The sequence below is a fragment of the Pelagicoccus albus genome (genome assembly GCF_014230145.1).
In the GTDB taxonomy this organism is placed as follows: Bacteria; Verrucomicrobiota; Verrucomicrobiia; order Opitutales; family Opitutaceae; genus Pelagicoccus; species Pelagicoccus albus.
On sequence record NZ_JACHVC010000005.1, the window covers coordinates 104,632 to 123,284 of the forward strand.

General features: G+C 52.7%; 17 protein-coding genes. 10 read left to right on the forward strand and 7 right to left on the reverse strand.

Going from position 1 to position 18,653, the window contains the following annotated elements; genetic code table 11:
* The first annotated feature begins 81 nt into the window (after window positions 1-81).
* A complete protein-coding gene (locus H5P27_RS02470) occupies window positions 82-828 on the forward strand; it encodes a GvpL/GvpF family gas vesicle protein (RefSeq protein ID WP_185658788.1) in 747 nt (248 codons plus the stop codon).
* Window positions 829-872: 44 nt separating this feature from the next.
* Here the strand turns inward: H5P27_RS02470 and H5P27_RS02475 are convergent, their stop codons facing one another.
* The 3 genes from H5P27_RS02475 to H5P27_RS02485 all read right to left on the reverse strand — a co-directional run bounded on the left by H5P27_RS02475 (window position 873) and on the right by H5P27_RS02485 (window position 6,035).
* The gene (locus H5P27_RS02475; protein WP_185658789.1) at window positions 873-1,757 is read right to left on the reverse strand and encodes a lysophospholipid acyltransferase family protein; all 885 of its coding nucleotides are present in this window, start codon (window positions 1,755-1,757) and stop codon (window positions 873-875) included.
* A gap of 44 nt (window positions 1,758-1,801) precedes the next feature.
* Entirely contained in the window at window positions 1,802-4,144 is a 2,343-nt protein-coding gene (locus H5P27_RS02480) for a hybrid sensor histidine kinase/response regulator (RefSeq protein WP_185658790.1), read from the reverse strand.
* A gap of 310 nt (window positions 4,145-4,454) precedes the next feature.
* Window positions 4,455-6,035, reverse strand: a complete 1,581-nt coding sequence (locus tag H5P27_RS02485; RefSeq protein ID WP_185658791.1) for a glucose-6-phosphate isomerase — start codon at window positions 6,033-6,035, stop codon at window positions 4,455-4,457.
* Between the two features lie 435 nt (window positions 6,036-6,470).
* Here H5P27_RS02485 and scpB point away from each other — a divergent pair, with 435 nt between their 5' ends.
* The 3 genes from scpB (at window position 6,471) to H5P27_RS02500 (ending at window position 9,552) form a co-directional block, all read left to right on the forward strand.
* Window positions 6,471-7,343, forward strand: a complete 873-nt coding sequence (scpB, locus tag H5P27_RS02490) for an SMC-Scp complex subunit ScpB (RefSeq protein ID WP_185658792.1) — start codon at window positions 6,471-6,473, stop codon at window positions 7,341-7,343.
* Window position 7,344: 1 nt separating this feature from the next.
* Window positions 7,345-8,412 carry a prephenate dehydratase gene (pheA, locus tag H5P27_RS02495; RefSeq protein ID WP_185658793.1) on the forward strand — a complete coding sequence of 356 codons (1,068 nt, stop codon included), beginning with the start codon at window positions 7,345-7,347 and terminating at the stop codon, window positions 8,410-8,412.
* Window positions 8,413-8,517: 105 nt separating this feature from the next.
* Entirely contained in the window at window positions 8,518-9,552 is a 1,035-nt protein-coding gene (locus H5P27_RS02500; RefSeq protein ID WP_185658794.1) for a Gfo/Idh/MocA family protein, read from the forward strand.
* Between the two features lie 28 nt (window positions 9,553-9,580).
* Here H5P27_RS02500 and H5P27_RS02505 read toward each other — a convergent pair whose 3' ends face one another.
* From H5P27_RS02505 to H5P27_RS02515, 3 genes are read right to left on the reverse strand one after another with little or no spacing between them, the layout of a single operon-like run.
* Window positions 9,581-10,018 (reverse strand): hypothetical protein, encoded by a 438-nt coding sequence (locus H5P27_RS02505; RefSeq protein ID WP_185658795.1) that lies wholly within the window; start codon window positions 10,016-10,018, stop codon window positions 9,581-9,583.
* Window positions 10,019-10,038: 20 nt separating this feature from the next.
* Window positions 10,039-10,923 (reverse strand): hypothetical protein, encoded by an 885-nt coding sequence (locus tag H5P27_RS02510; RefSeq protein ID WP_185658796.1) that lies wholly within the window; start codon window positions 10,921-10,923, stop codon window positions 10,039-10,041.
* 34 nt (window positions 10,924-10,957) lie between these two features.
* Window positions 10,958-12,667, reverse strand: coding sequence for a hypothetical protein (locus H5P27_RS02515; RefSeq protein ID WP_185658797.1), 1,710 nt, complete (start codon window positions 12,665-12,667; stop codon window positions 10,958-10,960).
* Window positions 12,668-13,021: 354 nt separating this feature from the next.
* On the opposite strand from H5P27_RS02515, the gene H5P27_RS02520 reads away from it, so the two are divergent.
* The 6 genes from H5P27_RS02520 to H5P27_RS02545 all read left to right on the forward strand — a co-directional run bounded on the left by H5P27_RS02520 (window position 13,022) and on the right by H5P27_RS02545 (window position 17,906).
* Entirely contained in the window at window positions 13,022-13,855 is an 834-nt protein-coding gene (locus H5P27_RS02520) for a M48 family metallopeptidase (RefSeq protein WP_185658798.1), read from the forward strand.
* Between the two features lie 155 nt (window positions 13,856-14,010).
* Window positions 14,011-14,805 (forward strand): GNAT family N-acetyltransferase, encoded by a 795-nt coding sequence (locus tag H5P27_RS02525; protein ID WP_185658799.1) that lies wholly within the window; start codon window positions 14,011-14,013, stop codon window positions 14,803-14,805.
* Window positions 14,806-14,870: 65 nt separating this feature from the next.
* Window positions 14,871-15,638 carry a 1-acyl-sn-glycerol-3-phosphate acyltransferase gene (locus tag H5P27_RS02530; RefSeq protein ID WP_185658800.1) on the forward strand — a complete coding sequence of 256 codons (768 nt, stop codon included), beginning with the start codon at window positions 14,871-14,873 and terminating at the stop codon, window positions 15,636-15,638.
* A gap of 32 nt (window positions 15,639-15,670) precedes the next feature.
* On the forward strand, window positions 15,671-15,910 hold the full coding sequence (locus tag H5P27_RS02535) for a hypothetical protein (RefSeq protein ID WP_185658801.1): 240 nt from the start codon (window positions 15,671-15,673) through the stop codon (window positions 15,908-15,910).
* A 178-nt stretch (window positions 15,911-16,088) separates the two neighbouring features.
* Window positions 16,089-17,273: a hypothetical protein gene (locus tag H5P27_RS02540; RefSeq protein ID WP_185658802.1), complete on the forward strand. Its 1,185-nt coding sequence runs from the start codon at window positions 16,089-16,091 to the stop codon at window positions 17,271-17,273.
* Window positions 17,274-17,291: 18 nt separating this feature from the next.
* Window positions 17,292-17,906 carry a phage baseplate assembly protein V gene (locus tag H5P27_RS02545; protein WP_185658803.1) on the forward strand — a complete coding sequence of 205 codons (615 nt, stop codon included), beginning with the start codon at window positions 17,292-17,294 and terminating at the stop codon, window positions 17,904-17,906.
* Window positions 17,907-17,920: 14 nt separating this feature from the next.
* On the opposite strand, the gene H5P27_RS02550 is transcribed toward H5P27_RS02545, so the two are convergent.
* Complete coding sequence (locus H5P27_RS02550; RefSeq protein ID WP_185658804.1) at window positions 17,921-18,598, reverse strand: hypothetical protein; 678 nt, start codon at window positions 18,596-18,598, stop codon at window positions 17,921-17,923.
* Window positions 18,599-18,653 lie beyond the last annotated feature (55 nt).

The following is an 18,653-nucleotide window of genomic DNA, read 5'->3' on the forward strand; positions in this document are numbered from 1 at the left end:
GCGTCATTGACTCAGATCGGCCCTCGGTTCACATCTTTTTTACGAGCCTGTACCAGCGACTCGATTAAAGCCGATCCACGCATGAGCATCTTTCTTTACGCCTACACTTTAGCCGACGCCCCACATGATCTGGAAGACCTGACTGGGGTGGAGGGAAGAAACCTTTTTATGGTAACCTGTGGCAACGTTTCAGCGATTGTCAGCGCTTACGGGCAGAAGACACTGAGCCTGAGCGGCGACGACATTTTCGCTCACCAACATGCCCAAAGGCTGTTGATGTCTCAGGCTTCCATCCTGCCTCTACAATATGGTCTGACTCTTTCTAGCCTGTCTCAGGTCGAAAAAGTTCTTACCAACAATGAGGAAGTTTTAGAAAAGGAACTCAACCGCATCTACCGCAAGGTGGAAATGGAAGTGACCATGCGGTTCGACGTTCCGGACCTATTGGATCACCTAATTTCTAAGTATCCTTATTTACGCGACGAGAAAGGGAAGGTTCTCAACGGGCGTCTGCTTTATTACTTGGGCGACCGAGCCAAGAAGGGTGAAAAGTTTACCCGGACTTTGGCGAAGGAGAAGGAGATCTATAAGAGCCAATTCAAGGAAATGGTGGGACCTTGGTGTGCTGAGATACGTGAAAGCCACCTGCCGCTATCTGAAATGGATGTAGTGACTTTTAATTGCCTCGTGAATCGGGAGCGTTTGCGGGTATTTGAAAAGTCTATCTATGATGCGGGCGATCGTTTCGCTCCGGATTTCACCTTCTCCTACAATGGCCCTTGGGCTCCGCAGAACTTCTGCAGCCAGGCCATGATTTCCTACAAGTAAGACGCCCCAAAGAGCTCGTCTGGAACCTGTGGCTTCGGTTGGTTTTACTGGGAGTTTTCGCTCTCTTCCCGCCAGCGTCGATGGTACCAAAAATACTGTTCCGGGCAGGAAGCCACGACCCTGCCCAGTTTGTGGTTGTAGGCTTTCAACACCTCTATTTTAGGATCTTCGGAATCCTCACTCGCGGAAATCTCGATAGGTTCGATCGTTACCGTGTGTGTACCGTCGGGTTTCCTCTGTCCGGTCATGATGAAAACGGGAGCCTGATATTTCACGGCAAAGGATCCTGGGAGGGGCAGGGTAGAAGCATTTTTACCCAAGAAGGGAACCACTACGCCTGACTTGCCGGCGTGCTGGTCCGCCACCATGACCACGGCCCGGCCTGCGGTGAGCTTGGCGAGGATCTTTTTAATGGCAGTTCGGCCTTTGGAGATGAACTCTACCCTGTCGCCTGGGATTTTCAAAATGAAGTCGTCGACCTTCTTATTGTGCTGCTTCCCAACCAGCAAAGAAAGGGGGACGCCTGCCATGGACATCGCTGCGAAATATATAGCCCAAGCTCCAAAGTGGCCAGTGAGGACGATGGCGCCTTTACCACCTTGGAGGGCTGTTTTGAGTTCTTCGATCCCCTTTATTTCGACTAGGTCCGAAATAAGATCACGGTCTTTAATCCCGTAGCGGATGAATTCGGTGATTGTGCGGCCAAAGTTTTTGGCAGCCTGCTTGCCCAATCGTTTTAGCTCCTTTTCGTCAGCTTCTGGCCGAGCGACCGCGATGTTTTCCAGCACGAGCTTTTGTCGCATACCAATGGCCCAGCCGAATGCTCCGATCGCGGATCCGATCGCGAAGGACCACTTTCGAGGGAGGATGCAGAGCAAGCGCGCAAAGCAAAGGAGGGCCCAGTATTCGATGGTGTGCGTGAGACTCATAAAGTACCCCGGCACAATGTTTGTTATCGGGGAATGGGCAAGGCCTATGCGTCCTTCAAGGCAGACCGGCTGTCGCTACGGGCGAAAACGAACCTGTCGATGCTTTCGGCTATGTTGCTGATAACCGCTGGCTTCGACAAATAGTCGTCCATGCCCGCCTTTTCGATCTGGAGTAGAGCGTCTTGTTCGGTGTTGGCAGTGAAGCCGACGATCCAAGGTCGGGTCCGGTCCTTCTCTTGGTTGTCTCTAATATATCGTGATGCCTTTAGCCCGTCGCGTTGCGGCATGCGAACATCCATGAAGATAATGTCGTAGTCGTTCTCGGATGCCATTTCGCAGGCTTGGATGCCATTTACTGCGGTGTCGATTTCGAGCCCGATCAACTCCATGTGGTGGATGAATACATTCCGGCTAAGTTCGTTGTCTTCTGCCAAAAGGATTCGAAGGGATTGCCATTTCTCAGTTTGATAGGGAGCGAAAGGGGTCGTCGCGTCGTAATCGGGAGACTCGTTGCTATCGACGTGCCGAAGCAGCATGTTGCGCAAGTCACGGGTGCGCACTGGGAGAGTTAACACAGCCGCGTTCGTCGACTTCTGAATGAGAATCGAGTGATCTGGGTGTGTCAGCAAGATGGTGTTGTCGAAGTTGCGGATGCGCGTTGCTTTTTCGACGGCTCGAAACTCGTCTTCGCACAGTGCGGACGCGATGGTCAGATCCGGCTCTTCCGCGGGACCGTGAGCGTCGATTACTTTGCAGCCCCAGGCGATCAAATTGCTGCGAACGGACGTATCCAAGGGTGCAGGAAGATCCTTAAGGCGAACGTGAAACTCTCCCTCGATTGCGAGGGGTTTGCCCACAACTTCATGGCATGAATCGACTCGCCTCAACGGTAGGACGAGTTGGAAGACGGACCCAGTTCCGAGTTCACTTTCTACGGTGAGATCCCCTCCCATCGCTCTGGCTAGCTTACGACTAATGGTGAGTCCTAAGCCGGTGCCGCCGTATTCGCGAGAGGTCGCCTGGTCCGCTTGCGTGAACGACTCGAAGATGCTCTCCAATTGATTTTCCGCGATGCCAAGTCCGGTGTCACGTACCAAGACCTGAAGCCGTTCGCCCTCTCTCCTGCTGGCCGAGATGCGATTTGCCTCGATTGTTACGGAGCCTGAATGGGTGAATTTGAAAGCATTGCTCAGCAAGTTGACGAGTATTTGGCGTAGCCGCGAAGTGTCTCCTTTGATCTTTGCAGGAAGACTGGGATCGAAAAAAGCGCTATAGATGAGGCGATTCTGCTTTTTAGCGGCGGAGGAAATGTCGAGAGCTTCCTCGATGCAGGGGACCAGATCTACGGGCTGATTTTCAAGCTCGAGGCGATTTGCTTCTATCTTGGAAAAATCGAGAATGTCGTTGATCAGATTGAGCAAGTTGCCGGCGCTTTTTTGAATGACTTCGATTTGGCGGGATCGATTGGGATCGAGATCTTCCAGCTGTAAAACCGAGCTCATGCCTATGATGGCATTCATGGGAGTTCTAAGCTCGTGACTCATCGTCGATAGGAATTCGCTTTTTGCTTCCAGGGCCTTTTCAGCCTTTTCGCGTGCTGCCACCAACTTAGCAGTTCTATCTGCTACGAGTACTTCCAGATTCCGGTTGGTCTCGTTGATTTCTCGGTCTCGGTTGCGAACGGTGGCCAGCATGAAGTTGACGCTATCGACTAGTTTCCCGATTTCGTCGTCGTAACGTTTAGTGGCTCGTAAATCGTAGTTGCGCTCCTTCGATATCCGTTGGGCTATTGCGGATAATTCCTCCAGCGGATCCGTGATGATAGGAAGGAGTCGTTTCGCTAAAAGGAGAGAAGCGAGAAGCGAAATTGCCAAGACTATGGAATTGATGGCGGCGCTCGTTAGGAGCTGGCTCCATGAATCGCGATTGTCGGCTTGAAGTGTGATGAACCCCAGTGGAGCCCCCGCTAAGTCAATCTGTTCGCGGTAGGTAATGGTCGTCCCGTCGATGGTTGTGCCGAGCTTGCCTTTCTGTTCGATCGCTTGCGTGTCGCGTCTGCCGCGAAATTCGGCGAAAAGAGTACCGTCTGGGAGTGTTATCTGGGCTTTCGTGATTTGGTTTTCGCTCACGAGCGAAGACAAAATATCGCGGGCAGCAAGTTTGTCGGAAAAGCGAAGCGACGCTTCTAGGTTTTGGGAGAGGACGCCAGCGAGTGAAACCAGTCCCTCTACTTCTCGATCTGTGGCCGTCTTGTACTCGCGAATCAAACTAGACCCAGTTATCAGCGCCAGCGACAGGAGGCTGCAGGCTAGAACGATGAGCAGGATTTTACTCGAGATCGGGGCGGATCGAATGCGGTAGCTCAGACTAGTATCCGCTTGGTCCATGTATTCGACTTAGGGGAGTCACGTGTTGGCTTGCCTTGGACTTTGTCGTTTCTGAACTTTTTGAGTCACAGGGAGGAGATCCAAAAGCGTTTGTAGGAGGATTAAATGGGGAATTTAAGGAGAGTTTTTGAAAGTATATCACACACGTCTTGGCTGCCAGTCCTCGACAGTATTTACCTTTTAAAAACTTTTTAATTTAGGGCTATTTTGGCTGCGTTTGGCGAGTGGAAATTCAAAACGGTAAAAAAAAGAGCCTACATTGCAGAAACTACTGAAATGCAGGCTCTTGGAAAACTGGGGTTATTGCGGACTAGGCTAGGATAAGGAACTTCGCGTCGTACCAGTTTTCGGCATCGATCTTGGAAATTCCGGCCTTGGCGTTGGCTGCCATGTGTAGGGCGATCTTGTAAACCAGTTCGGTAGACTCGGGCTTGCCAAGCTTTTCGGCAATGGTCGGAGCATCCATGGCGGTACCCTTGGAGCTTTCAAGCGCGCCTACGATACCCTTTGCCAATTCGATCGCGGCTCCCGCGGCTTTCTTGCCTGCCTCGACGCCTGGTTGATGGTAGGCGTTGATGTTGGTCAAGGTGGCGTAGAAGCCGACCGCGCGCTCGTAGAGGGCGATGAGATTCGCCACGGTGGCTTCGCTCACTTCCGGAGTGGTGATGGTGATGGATTGGCGGCCTGTTTCGCCCAGCGCTTCGCGAGTTCCCAAAAGGAAGCCCTGCAGATAGTCGCCGGCTGTGATGCCTGGCTCTACATCGATGGAAGGACCATGGCGGTCTTTCAGGACTTCGATGAAGGTAGCGAAGAAGTTAGGCACCCCTTCGCGCAACTGCTGAACGTAAGCGTGTTGGTCGGTTGAGCCTTTGTTTCCGTATACGGCTATGCCTTGGTTCACCACATTGCCGTCCAAATCAAACTCCTTGCCCAAAGACTCCATGATGAGCTGTTGGAGATAGCGGGAGAAAAGGAGAAGGCGGTCTTTGTACGGGAGGATGACCATGTCTTTCTCTCCCTTGCCATTGGTCGCGTAGAACCAGGCAAGAGCGAGGAGGGCGGCTGGGTTTTCTTCGATGGATTTGGCGCGCGTGACCTTATCCATGGCGGAAGCTCCATCGAGAAGAGCTTGGATATCGATCCCTTGCAGAGCTGCGGCGACAAGGCCGACGGCGCAAAGAACGGAGGTACGTCCTCCCACCCAGTCCCACATCTCGAAGCGCTCGAGCCAGCCTTCGGAAACCGCAACCTTGTCCAGTTTGGAATCGACGCCCGTGATGGCCACGGCGTGCTTAGCGAAGTCGAGTCCCATATCGGAATAAGCCTTCTGGGCTTCTAGCATACCGTTGCGGGTTTCGGCGGTTCCGCCTGATTTGGAAATGACGAGTGAGAGGGTGCTGCCGAGGCGATCGCCGATCGCGTTGAGGGCGAGGTCCATTCCCTCTGGGTCGGTATTGTCGAAGAAGTGGATCGCCGCTTTGTCTTCGCTAGGCACACCCAGGGCGTGTGCGATAAATTGCGGGCCGAGGGCGGAACCTCCGATGCCTATTACCAGCACGTCGGTGAAAGTCCCGTTGGAGCCTTTAACCTCGCCGGAGTGAACTTTAGCCGCGAAGGCTTTGATTTTCTCAACGCTGGAGGAAATGGTGGTTTTCAGCTCTTCGTTAGGAGCGAGGTCTGCGTCGCGCAGCCAGTAGTGGCCGACCATGCGGCCTTCATCCGGGTTAGCGATAGCTCCTTTTTCGAGCTCGTCCATGGCGGCGAATGCTTTGGCGAACGCTCCACGCTGCGAATCTATATATCCTTCGGGCAAACCAAGTCGGCTTAGGTCGAGCGAAAGCTCCACTGCTGGGAAGTTGAAGGTGAGTGCTTTATAGGTGTCCCAAGACATAATGCTTATTTATTTTCTCTTTGGATATGAATGAAACTGATGCTTCAGAAGGGAATGGCCCAGAGCTAGGCCCGGGCTTTATCTCGATATGTTCGCTAGCCTTTGGAAGCCAGCTCAAAGGAGCAAAGTTTCTACAGGTTTTTTCCAAGACGGCGCCCATGGAGGTTGAGGTGGCCAGTTTTGCGAATTTCCTAAGGACGCATCGCGATTTTTGGGGCTCGGTCGTTTCTCTTTAGTGAAGTCGAGGAGTAGGGGCGTTTGCTCGTGGGTCTGTCCCTTGGCCTTGGATTTTGTTGAGGGAAAGTTTGAATTGCCTTCTTGTCTGCAGCCCGTAGCGGATACTGCTGCAAAGAGAACCTTTACATCGAAGGGCTGGATTGCGATCAACTTACTCTTTGGCCCAATACCAGTGACCGTTTCCCCATTTCCTAACCAATGGCATTTAGCTTAGATCGAGTTTTAAAAGCGCTTCTTTTCGGAGCTTCAGGACCCTTGTCTATCAAGGACATCCAAGCTGTGTTTACAAAGTATCATGCTGCCCTCGAGACGCCGGAAGGTGAGGAGGGTGAGGAACCACAGGACTACGAAGAGCCCGAGCAACCTTTTTTGCCCGGAGACGGAATGCCTACCACCGAAGTGCCATCGCTGGTCACTTCGGCCCAGATCCGCGAGTCGATGGATCGAATCGCCGAAAATTTGATCGAAAGCGACGATGTTTGCCGGCTGATCGAACGCCACAGCGGCTTTTTACTGGTGACTTCTCCCACGGTGGGGGAATGGATCAGCCTGCTTCGCGACGAACCACGTCCGATCAAGCTCAACCAGTCGGCACTGGAAACCTTAGCGGTGATCGCCTACCGGCAGCCGGTGGTGCGCGCGGAAATCGAAAAGATCCGCGGCGTCTCCATTGATTCGCCCCTTAGCAAGCTGCTAGAGCGAGAGTTTGTGCAAGTGGTAGGCCGAGCGGATCTTCCAGGTCGACCTATCCAGTACGGTACCACGGAGGCCTTTTTAGAGTTTGTTGGGATTCGTTCTATCGAAGAGCTTCCCGCTTCGGATGTCCTTTCTCCCGGCCAGCTAGACGCGTGGCTGCATGAGGTTTCAAACCAGCAGGAAGTGACAGAGAAAGAAATGGGGCTTCCTGAAAGGGAAAGAGATGACGAGCCTGAGCCTCGCGACGAAGCCGCAGATGAGAGTCAGGCTGCAGAGTCCGAACCCGATTCTGAAGAAAGCGACGAGCCGGAAGCTCCCGCCGACGAAGAAATTGTAGAGGAGGAATCCTCTGAAGATGAAAAGATAGCTGAGTAGTATGGATCTGGATACGCTAAGAAAGAAGATCGACGAAATCGATCAAGAGGTGCTCAAGCTTCTCAACGAGCGAGTTCGCACCGCCGCGCAAATCGGACATGTCAAGCGTCTGGAAGGTTCACCTATCTATGTGGCCAGCCGGGAGGAACAAGTTCTCCGAAAGTTGGGAGCCTTGAACCAAGGTCCTTTGAGCGACGAAGCTATCCGGGCTATCTATCGCGAAATTATGTCGGCCGCGATCGCATTGGAGAAGCCTATGCGGATCGCATACCTCGGACCGGAGGCAACTTATACGCATCAGGCGGCTCTCAAGAAGTTTGGAGCGAGCATCGATTATATCGCGGCCCCTGCCATCCCGGATGTCTTTCATTTGGTGGCGAAAGGCGATGCGGATCATGGCGTTATCCCAATCGAGAATTCTACGGAAGGAGCGGTATCGCACTCCATGGACATGTTCTTCGAGTCAGATTTGAAGATTTGCGCTCAGATTTTCACTCCCATTTCCCACAGTTTGATTTCTCTCTCTCAGCCAAATGAGATCGAGCGAGTTTACTCCAAGGATCAAGCCATTGGTCAGTGCCGCAATTGGTTGCACGCCCATCTTCCGAATGCCTCGATCCACACTTGCGACAGCACGACAAAAGCGGTGCAGATCGCCAAGGACGATCCCAAGGCTGCCGCGATCGCGTCTATTTTGGCATCGGATCTTTACGGAGTACCAGTAGTTGCGGAGGGAATACAAGACCGCCTCGACAACACGACTCGTTTCCTCGTTATCGGCAAGGAGTCCAGTGGGTTTGCCAAGGGAGTAGAGTTTAAGACCAGTTTCCTCATCTCCGTTGACCACAAGGTAGGCGCTTTGGAGAAGGCTCTCGGCGTCTTTTCGTCACGTGGCTTGAATTTGAGCAAAATCGAGTCGCGTCCTAGCGGTAAGACAGCTTGGGAATATTGTTTCTTCTTGGATGTGCTTGGCCATTTCGAGGAAGAAACGGTTGCAGCTGCTGTCGAGGATCTGAAAGCGTTTTGTCCCTTCGTCAAATGGCTAGGCAGCTATCCGAACGCGAAGTAGGGTAGGTCAAACCGCTGCGTTTACATTTTAGGCCGGGATGAGGAATCGTTCCGGCCTCTTTTTTATTACATTGTAGTTCTCGCTGGGATACGCCATTTTGGTTAAATGCAAAATTTGAGGATTGGAGTTGTCGGAGCCGGAACAAACACGCGTTTGCATCACATACCAGGTTTTCAAGCAATCGAGGGAGTCAGTGTAGAAGTCGTGTGCAACCGGAGTGAAGCCTCATCCCGCTCCGCTGCCGACGCTTTTGGCATCTCGCGAATTGCTGAAAAATGGCAGGATGTGGTCTCGGATCCGAATGTGGACGCCATTTGCATTGGGACCTGGCCCTACCTGCATGCGGAGATCAGCATCGCGGCCCTTAAAGCCGGCAAACATGTTTTGACTGAGGCTCGCATGGCTATGAACACGGAGGAAGCGGAAGCCATGGTAGAAGCATCTTTGGACAATCCTCACCTAGTCGCCCAGATCGTGCCTTCGCCGTTCACTCTGAAGTGGGACAAGACTATCAAGCGAATTCTGGAGGAGGGAACACTAGGCGAACTCCGAGAGGTCAGCTTTTCTAAGGCCTTAGGGATGAACGTAAGCTCGGAGACTCCGCTCAACTGGCGTCAAAACAAAGCGCTTAGTGGTAACAATACTTTGATGCTGGGCATCTACTATGAGGTTGTGCAGCGGTGGCTTGGAGTGGAGCCGGAACGATTGCTCGCCAGCGGTAAGGTATTCACCAAGCAACGACAATCCTCTGCGGGGGGAGCTTTGGTCGATGTCGAGATTCCTGAAACGATTGACGTGATCGCGGAGTACGAAAGTGGCATGCGGCTCGTTTGCCGTATGAGTGGCTTGGAATTAGGAGAAGCGACCGATGGTTATGTTATATCTGGCAGCAAAGGGACGCTGCGGCTTGATCTGGCGGCGGGCGTTTTGAAGCTCGCCCTCGCGGGGCAAAAGGAGGTCGTCGTCGAACCAGCCAAGGAAGACGTGTCCGCTTGGAACGTGGAGGCAGATTTCGTTGACAGCATCCTGGATGGAGCCCCGATCGAGTTAACAAATTTCGCGGATGGGCTGGCTTACATGCGCTTCACCGATGCGGCCATCCAGTCCATCGCTGAAGATTCAGCGTGGGTCAGCCTGTAGCCTGTTCGGGCGAGTCGTTTCGAACGTATTATTTATCGCCCTCTCCGGTTAACTCCGGAATGAGGTAAGGATTATCAACGTCCTCGCTAACTCCCATATTGTCGGGGGTTGCATTGAAGTCGAAGCGGATAATATCTACTGTACTGCTGCTGAGTGATGGCTTTTTCAATACGACTGAGAGACGTATCTCCTCGAGTAGCTTTTTTTGGCGACGAGCCGTATTCAAGTCATCGATAGGGCCGTAAAGGTAGGTGAGGAGTTCGTGTTTATAGCGAATATACCAGCCTTCGTCAGAGAGGCCGTATTGGGTCACGTCGATGCCTGGATACGTTTCGTCGAATTTCTGTTTTGAAAATCTGGCACCGTCTGCAATGGCTTCAAGCGGGTAAACGATCACTTTATCGGCTTGAGCCTGCAGTGTGGCGACTGAGAGTGCCAACATCGCTAAGGTAAGGAGTTTTTTCATACGTGATTGGAAAAGTGACCCTACAGGTTCGAAGGAACCGCAACGTCGTCAATGGTACCTTTTTCCCGTTTGCTGCCGGATGAGCCACCGATGTCCTCTGGCATGGCTTGTCCGTCGCCCTCGCTATCCTGCTGGTCGCCTTGCTGGTTTTGATTCCCATTCCGCTTGGAGTTATTTTGGGCTGTTTCGCTAGATTCGGAAGACTCGCCCTCGGATCCCGCTCCTTCGCTCTGAGAAGTACCGTCTGGATCGATTTGGGCCGCTTGGTCTCCAATCGCTTGTTCCGCCGGCGCTTCCGGAAGCTGGTCCGAAATAGATTGGCTACTTGCTTGAGCGGAGGCTGACTGGCTTTGGGCATCTGACATTTGCCCCTGGCTTTGCTGCCCTTGTTGGCCCTGCTGACCTTGCTGGTTCTGTTGTTGCCCTTGTTGGCCCTGCTGCCCCTGTTGTTGAGAGGAATCAGACATTTGCCCTTGGCTCTGACTCTCGCTTTGCGATTGGCTCTGCTGGCTTTGGGGTGGCATGGGGAAGGGGCTTTGCTGGCTGCTGCTTGAGCTAGATCCACTGCTTCCACCCATGATTGGAATGCTGCTGGAGCTGCTTGAACTGCTAGAGCTTTGAGAGGAAGAACCGCTCATTCCCGGTAGATTAAGTCCGTTCAAACCGGGGAGGTTGGTCTGAATGTCGAGCGGGGGAAGCTGGGATTCGTTGACTACATTGATCGAGCCGCCGAGTGGATTATTGTCTGACTGTATGTTGCCACCGCTTGAGCTGGCTCCGTTCACGACAGCGTCGTAGATCGAGGGATCCGGATCGATTTGCCCATGAAGAGTGGAAAGAAACGAGATGCTCAAGCTTGCGCAAAGCAGTCCTAGCCGGCGGCGATTTGGAATGAGTTCTTTCATAATGGGAGCGGAGTTGATTGTTGGTGGCTGCTAATCAGTAATCGTTTTTGATGGTGGCTGCTACGTTGATCGGGTCTTGGGTCATGCCTCCTCGGATTTGCAGCCCGAAGCGGACGTCTTGGTAGTTCTTTTTTCTGCCAATAATGAAGTACTTGCCCGGCAGGAGCGCCACGGTGGTGGACTCGAATTTTTCTGGTTTGCGCATGGTAGGCCCTTGGATACTGACCCAAGTGCTTCCGTCGGAAGTGAGCGTTAGGCTGACGGGTTGGCTTTGCAGTTGCAGAAACTTGCGGAGACGGTCGCCTTCTTCGGTGAGCGGGAGATACTCCGGCTTCGATTTCATGGCTTCGTCGAAAGTGCGGATAGCCATTTGGAATTCGGTGCGCTGGGCTTCCGTTTTGGCGACTTCGAGCAAGGTTTCGTAGCGCAGGATGCTACGAATCATGCGGCCTGTTCTCAGGAGGCCGTCTTTGGCTTCTTTTAGGTCTGGCTCCATGTTGACCAATTCCTGATAGAGGTCGCGGGCACTTTCCCAGTCGTAGACGCGTTCGTAATCGTAGGCTTGGGTGATCCGAGTGACGATGTCGTTTTGACGCTTTTCTGAACGGGCTTGAGAAATGGAGCCCTCGATATCGGTACGTTCAGGGAAGATGGCCAACGCGGCTTGGTAGTTGCGAATCGCATCTTCGAATCTAGAGTCGCTCATCGCGGTTTCGGCTGCGGTGTAGGCAGCTGTGAAGTCTCGCTCAGCGATCTTCCGTTTAAGACGGGTCACTCCCGATTGGGCCTTCGCCGAACCAGAGTCGATGCTAGCCGCGTTTTGGAAGTGGCTGAGGGAGGCTTCGAAATCGCCACTCTGCTCGGCTGAGACAGCGGACTGCAAAGCGGAGAATACTTTGTCAGCTACGCGAGCGCGCTCGAGCTGTTTGATGGCTTCTTCGTTGGTCGGCTCAATTTCGAGCACTTTGGTAAATGCTTGGATAGCTTCCTCGCTTTTGCCCTGAGCGATGAATCGCATGCCTTGGGAGGCGTTGGAGCGAATGAAGTCCGTGATGGATTGCTTGACTTGGTCGAGGTAGTCGTCGGCTTCCTCCATGCGGGTGAGAGCGGGCGAGAAGCTTCCGTCGTCCAAGAAATTCTTACCCTCCGATGCGGCGCCAAAGGCGGCCTCGAAACTATCGGGCGCGAGGTGCTTGCCTATCTCGAGCTCGCTGGAGCGTACGAGGAACTGGTTGTAGAGGTCGCGAGCCTTCTGCTTGTTTTCAACCTCGGTCGTGAAATCCTCTATCAGGGTGTCGACTTGATTGTATTGATTGATGGCTCTGGCGAAGCGGGAATCGTTCATGAGGTCGTCAGCATCTATCTTTTCCTTCTCGATTCTGATCAGCATCTGCCGGAGCACCTCGTTGCCGGTGATTGGCATTTGGCGAGCCGCATCCAACTTGCGATCGACCGCGTCCTTCACGCCTTGGGCTCTCGAAATGCTTTCGAATGCTCTGCGAGGATCGACTTCCACTATTTCGCCATCGGCCGTCATTTGTACCTCTGTCGAGGGCGGCGTGTAGAAAAAGAGGAAGTAGCTTATCAAGCCGATGCCGAGGATGACTAGCGTCGCGATCGCACCACCCAAGTACGCTTTCACGGCTGGTTTAGCGTTAGCGCTTTGGTCCTCTTCTTCCGGGTTCCAGTGGATTACTTTGTGTCGTTTGGGCGTTTGCCGTGATGGATCTTGAAGATCAGCCATAGTTTACTCTCCTTTGGTGAGGTCGCGTCGATCGTGGGGTCTGGTTGTCAGGGCTTTTTGAGAAGCAAATTTAGCGCTCAACCTATGCCAATTGTGGGCACTTGTGAAGCGTGGTTGTGTAAAAATACGAAAACCGTTTCCTTGCGGATTCAATTAAGGGACCGCAGCGGGCTAAATGAGCTCCTTTTATTGGTATAAATTTGTTCAAAGTTTGGCCTGAGTTGCGCTAGAGCGTTACGTGGTTAATGCCTTATCTATTGCAATGTTTGGCGGCTCGCACGAGTGTGCGTGAAACCGAATTCGCATTTCAGGCGTATCCTTTTTTCGTAGCGCCCAATCTCACACCGATTTGCCATGAAGATTTTCTTAAAAGGTACCCCGATCCTCGCTGCCGTCATGCTCTTGTGCTCTTGCAGCACCACGCCAGTAACCGGACGGAAGCAGATGAATCTCACCTCCGAAACGGAGGTCGCCAAAATGTCGATCGCCTCATTTGAGCAAATGAAGGCCGATATGCCGATATCGACTGATCCGGAATACAACGATATGTTGCAGCGGGTTGGTTTCCGGATTTCTCAGCAAGTGTTCTCGGCCATGCCGCTAGCGGAATGGGAGTTCGTCGTCTTCGATCAGCAGGACGTAAACGCTTTTGCCATGCCCGGTGGGAAGGTTGGCGTTTTCGAAGGGCTTTTCAAGATCGTGAAAACCGAAGATGAGCTCGCTTCAGTCGTCGCCCACGAGATCGCTCACGTGACGGCGAGACACACGCACGAGAGAATTTCGCAGGCGATGGTCCTCAACGGAGGGGGCACGCTCGTAAACGTAGCCACCGCCGTAACGGGCGCTGGGCTTCTCGGAGTGGGAAGTGGCAGCTATATAAACATGTCTTCTGTCATCACAGGACTCTACGGAATGAAGGCCGGTCAAAGCGCTGCAAAATGGGACCAAAACAAGGAGGCGGAAGCGGACCACATTGGCATTATTTATATGGCCCGCGCGGGATATGATCCGCATGCGGCGATTACTGTGATGGAACGAATGGTGGAGCTCGACTCCGGCAGAGGTGGAGGCACCTACAATTCGACTCACCCTTCATCGGTCGACCGTTTGAACGCCTTGCATGGCTATTTGTTCGATGCGATGGAAGAGTATGAAAAGTCGAAGGACTTTTACTTCCAGGAGTTTTAATTTATTTTCCTTGTTTCGGGAATGTTAAGCAGGGGTGACGCCTCTGTTAATTCGAACGAGCCGTATCTCGGCGCTCTTGACTGCTGCTTTTCTCTCGGGAGAATTTCAGCTAAGTTAAGGCTTCCGAGCCACTTGCTAATCCAACCTCCGAAACAATGCCACTTAGTGCCACCGATCGCATTCGTCGCGTCCAGCAGTTTATCCCGCCGTCTCCAACTTCTGCTTACAAGGTTCGCATCTCGGGGACCGATTTGGACGTAGCCGGAGCTCAGCGTCTGCGCTACAAGGTTTTTAATGTCGAATTGGGAGAAGGCCTCAAGGAATCCGAGGCTACGGGAAAAGATGAAGACCCCTTTGATGCGGTTTGCGACCATCTCCTGATCGAGCACGTGACAAGTGGTGAGATCATAGGAACCTATCGTTTGCAGACTGGTCGCTCCGCGGGCGATCACATCGGATACTACAGCGAGCAGGAGTTCGATTTCGCCCCTTTTGAGCCGATACGCTCTGAGCTCGTTGAGCTCGGGCGGGCATGTATCGCCAAAGAGCATCGGAACATGGTGGTACTTGGCCTCTTGTGGAAAGGGATCGCTCAGTACGCTAAGATTTTTGGCGCTCGATATCTTGTGGGGTGTAGCTCGATCACATCAACCGATCCAGTCGTGGGGCAGGCCGCTTTTTGCAAACTGTCGCGCTACTTGGCGGAGGCCAAGTTCCTGACTCGCGCAACGCAACGTTACCGCTGCGACGTGGAGCCAGAGAGAGAATACGAGGTAATCGAATTATCTCGAAGCGTGGATATCCCGAGACTCATGCGAGCCTATCTGACCTTGGGCGCCAGAATTTGTGGGGAGCCCGCGTTGGATAGGGATTTTAAAACCATAGATTTCCTGACCTTGATCGACTTGAGATCGATGGGCCCTCGGGCCATGGCGAAGTTTCTTGGCTAAAATACGCTCGGTTTAGGCGTCGGTCAAAGCTTGTCATCGCAGCGTCGCTGGGCTTTGTCAGGGGCGTGAATTCTTTGCTTAAACGCCTTCGTCAGACTAAACGCTTGCTAGCGGTCTTGGGCGTTTTCGCGATCGCTGGAGCGGATTTTCTTTTTCGCGTCCCTCGCAATCCGAGTCGGAAAGATCGAGCCGTTTGGCTGCAGCGTTCTGCTCGCAGACTTTTGCGAGCCTTGAGGTTTGAAGTGCGGCAGATCGGCGAGGCTCCGCCTGGAGGGTTTATCGCACCGAATCACATGAGCTATATGGATATCATTGTTCTGTCTTCAGTGGCTCCGCAGGTCTTTCTTTCCAAGATCGAGGTAGATGATTGGCCGGTCGTGGGCCGATTCACCCGCATGGCTGGAACGCTTTATATCGACCGAAAACGCCGTAGCGATGTGGCTCGCAAGGAAGCGGGCTTTTCCGAGGTGATCGAAGAGGGGATTGGCATGACTTTCTTTTTGGAGGGGACATCTTCGGATGGCCGGGATGTGTTGCCGTTTCGTGCTTCGCTCTTGCAGCCGCTCATTGCGAACACTTGGCCGATTACTCCGACTTATCTCAAATACGTCTGCGAAGGAGGAGATGTGAGCCAGGACGTTTGCTGGTGGGGCGATATGGCGTTTGCTCCCCATTTGTTTCGCCTGCTCGCGGTGCGTAAAACGCTAGCGACCATCGTATTTGGTAATCAACGACAAGCGTGTGGAGACCGGAAGGAGCTCGCCATCGAATTGCGAACAGAGGTTCAACGCTTGGCAGAGCGAGCGGAGTCGCAAACTGCGTTTGAGATTTGACGCTTAGGCGGATCGAAAGCTTGCTCCTATTTATGGCGACACCGAGCGAGAAAAATTTCCAAGATTACAAAAAGGCCGAGAAGAAGGCGATGGAGCTATTGGCCGAGATGAAAGCCGTGTCGCCCAAGAAGAACGATATCGAACTGTCTCTCTTGGTCGCCATTTTCGAGTTGCACAAGCGGGAGCTGCCGGCGGCCAATATCGCTAAGATCATCCAGGGGCACTTAAACGAGCTCGTGCCGTTTTATTCAAGAGGCCCAGAGGGCAACTAACGGCCGTCGGGGAATTGGTGCCTTCTTTAGAGTAGGCTACCGACTAGTTCAGCATCGCCGGGCAAAACTCTCGAAGCCGGGAATTGCCAAATTCGTGAAATGGGGCGATAATACAGTTCTTGTATGCCATCTCGTCTTGTTCGTTGAACAAGGCCAACCCACTACCCCGTTTGCTGCTATGCCAACTTCCGTTGAGATAATCCACAATGGTGAACCGCGTCTGGATGCGTCTGATCACCTGCTAAAATTGGAAACCTTCGAAGATTGGCTGATCGGTCGATGTTCGAATATCGTCTTAGAGAATCGTCTGCCCTTAGGAAGCAAAGCGACCGATGAGCTGCCGTTTTTTAAAACCCCGTTTTTGATGGGAGACGTCATCGAAGTCGTAGTCGATGGGACTCGATTGATGAAGGGGTTTGTCCGAGGGCTCGAAGGAATATACGAATCGGGAACCCACCCTTGCTTAAGGTTGTATGTAGGTTCGGAACTAGAGCGCTTAGCGGCAGATGAACGATCGGAGCTACATCAAGAGCTGGGCCTTTCCGACCTAGTGGAGTCTGCCTGTTCCCGATGTGGTCTTCAGCTAGATTGGAAAGGTGGCAGTGGGCTAATGGAGACACTGGCTCAAGAGAGTGAAACGGACTATGACCTGTTGACGGATCTCTTGGTCGAGTCAGACTTGTATTGGTACATTAACGACGAGGATTGGCTCGTAGTTGCGAAGCGTCATGTTTCGCCCCCTAGCTCATTGACGCTCAATCCCAAAAGGAAATTGAAGTCGTTTCGTGCCGTAGCGGATGTGGGAGGTATGGCTACTGAGGTTAAATCTGAATTGATGGATGAGTCTACGGGGAGCCCTGTTCGTGTGAGTGTAAGTGCAAATTCCTTACCGAATCGTAGTAGTGGAAGCAACGCCGGGCCGGCCGCTGCGGAGTTCGTTTTTGGCCCATGCTTGCACTCCTGGCCCGGCGGACGAATGGGATACAGCCATCTGCAAGAAGGTGCGGTCTCTGTCTTTAGACAAATCTGCCGGCAGTTTATTTTGGGCGAAGGAGAGTGTGTATTCAGTCCCTCGATGCAGGTTGGATCTCGACTGCGGTTTTCAGGCTTGGGAGGTCCGTATGATGGAGTCGCGTTCGTTTCAGAAGTCCGACATTGCTATGATCGGGATCAGGGATGGAGAACTTACTTTGACTGCGAATTTTCAGAGTCGGGCTTGTTTCATAAAAAGAAGCTGGCGAAGCCCAAGGTTCGACGAGCTAGGGCGACTCGTTCGCCCTCTACGTCGTCCAGAATCGTCTCGAACCGGCGGACCCGGAGCGTGAGGCCTTCTGGCTTTGGAAATGTGAACCCTGCAAACTGATACGGAGATTTTGAAATTATGTACGAATCAATAGGTAGTGCGGAAGTTATAGATGTTGAAGATCCTCAAGGGCGGGGACGAGTGCAGGTGCTTCCAGTCGGAGTCGCTGGCGGTATTGCTCGTTGGGCTCGAGTGTCTACACCGTATTCGGGCAATGGATATGGCATGTTTTTTACTCCAGAAGTTGGTGATGAGGTACTGGTTGCTTTTGCAACGGCGACATCCAGCGAGCCGGTTGTTCTTGGGTCGCTCTCCCGGGCGAGCGACGCTCGAGTTGAAAGCGATCCTGAAGTAAAGTCGCTCAAAACCAAGGCCGGGCATGAGTTGGTATTCAGCGACCAAAAGGTCGAGCTGAAGACCGCGAGTGGACATTATCTGAGTTTAGATGATTCCGATGGTTCGGTGACTCTCTCCAGCGAGCAAGGGGATTTAATCAAGCTGGACAGAGGAACAATACAGCTGGAAGCGGGAATCAAAATTGAAGCCCGAAGTTCCACGCTGGAAATCGATGCCGCCAATATATCAGTCAATGCGCCGGTGGTGCAATTTTCCGGAGTTCTGCAGTGCGATTCGCTTCTAGCCAGCTCAGTAGTTTCTGCCAACTATTCTCCCGGAGTGGGCAATTTGAAGTAGGGGCATCGCAGAGCCTAGTCGTCGTTTAGGCCACCGTTTTCGTTGAGTTCGATGGCTTGTTGGAAAAACGTTCTATGCTCAGGGCTAGGCCGGTTTTTGATCCAAGGACGGAGCACGAATCGCAATTCGCTCGCTCCTTCTTCGGTCAGCTTGCAGGCAAGTTTCTGGGGTCCTCCCGTAAAGAGGAGTTCCTCTCCGCTAAGGTTTATGAATACGAGGATGGGAGTGGTTTCCCTTGTCTCGAATTGGACTCCGTAGTCGGCGTGGAATGGTGCAGAATTTCTTTTGTATCCAGATTTTTCGATATACCTAGGGTTGGTCAATAAATTGGAAAGCTGCATCTTTTCCAAATCTCCAATCCCCATTGGTTGGGCGTAAAGGCTGAGCTCTTCACCTTTCGAGAGGTCTGCATAAGCTCGAAAGTCGGGACGCACGGATTCAACCATGTATAGGTCCGGTTCGCTGCTAGGGCTTGGCAAGCCCTCAAAAAGCACCGTTTCATCTGAGCGCTCAATGGCACTCGCATAGCTTGAAAACTCGCTGAGGCTTTTTTCGGTGTAAGAATCGACCGTTCGGTTCATGTAGAAGCGAATGAATACAAGCGCTCCCAAAGAGGCCAGCACTCCCAGAATGGCCAAGACGGATGAGACATTTCGGATTCCGGGAGCTTTGCTTTGGTAGGTTTTGACCATCGTATCGAGAGCTTAGTTCAACCCTTCTTGCGAACAAAGCTTTAAGTTAATTCTG

What these genes read in the sequence shown, in the direction of transcription:
- H5P27_RS02470 (WP_185658788.1), top strand. Translation starts at nt 82, where the DNA reads ATGAGCATCTTTCTTTACGCCTACACTTTAGCCGACGCCCCACATGAT.
- H5P27_RS02515 (WP_185658797.1), bottom strand. Translation starts at nt 12,667, where the DNA reads ATGGCTGATCTTCAAGATCCATCACGGCAAACGCCCAAACGACACAAA.
- H5P27_RS02475 (WP_185658789.1), bottom strand. Translation starts at nt 1,757, where the DNA reads ATGAGTCTCACGCACACCATCGAATACTGGGCCCTCCTTTGCTTTGCG.
- H5P27_RS02550 (WP_185658804.1), bottom strand. Translation starts at nt 18,598, where the DNA reads ATGGTCAAAACCTACCAAAGCAAAGCTCCCGGAATCCGAAATGTCTCA.
- H5P27_RS02525 (WP_185658799.1), top strand. Translation starts at nt 14,011, where the DNA reads ATGCCACTTAGTGCCACCGATCGCATTCGTCGCGTCCAGCAGTTTATC.
- H5P27_RS02510 (WP_185658796.1), bottom strand. Translation starts at nt 10,923, where the DNA reads ATGAAAGAACTCATTCCAAATCGCCGCCGGCTAGGACTGCTTTGCGCA.
- H5P27_RS02520 (WP_185658798.1), top strand. Translation starts at nt 13,022, where the DNA reads ATGAAGATTTTCTTAAAAGGTACCCCGATCCTCGCTGCCGTCATGCTC.
- pheA (WP_185658793.1), top strand. Translation starts at nt 7,345, where the DNA reads ATGGATCTGGATACGCTAAGAAAGAAGATCGACGAAATCGATCAAGAG.
- H5P27_RS02480 (WP_185658790.1), bottom strand. Translation starts at nt 4,144, where the DNA reads ATGGACCAAGCGGATACTAGTCTGAGCTACCGCATTCGATCCGCCCCG.
- H5P27_RS02545 (WP_185658803.1), top strand. Translation starts at nt 17,292, where the DNA reads ATGTACGAATCAATAGGTAGTGCGGAAGTTATAGATGTTGAAGATCCT.
- H5P27_RS02485 (WP_185658791.1), bottom strand. Translation starts at nt 6,035, where the DNA reads ATGTCTTGGGACACCTATAAAGCACTCACCTTCAACTTCCCAGCAGTG.
- H5P27_RS02505 (WP_185658795.1), bottom strand. Translation starts at nt 10,018, where the DNA reads ATGAAAAAACTCCTTACCTTAGCGATGTTGGCACTCTCAGTCGCCACA.
- H5P27_RS02540 (WP_185658802.1), top strand. Translation starts at nt 16,089, where the DNA reads ATGCCAACTTCCGTTGAGATAATCCACAATGGTGAACCGCGTCTGGAT.
- scpB (WP_185658792.1), top strand. Translation starts at nt 6,471, where the DNA reads ATGGCATTTAGCTTAGATCGAGTTTTAAAAGCGCTTCTTTTCGGAGCT.
- H5P27_RS02500 (WP_185658794.1), top strand. Translation starts at nt 8,518, where the DNA reads ATGCAAAATTTGAGGATTGGAGTTGTCGGAGCCGGAACAAACACGCGT.
- H5P27_RS02535 (WP_185658801.1), top strand. Translation starts at nt 15,671, where the DNA reads ATGGCGACACCGAGCGAGAAAAATTTCCAAGATTACAAAAAGGCCGAG.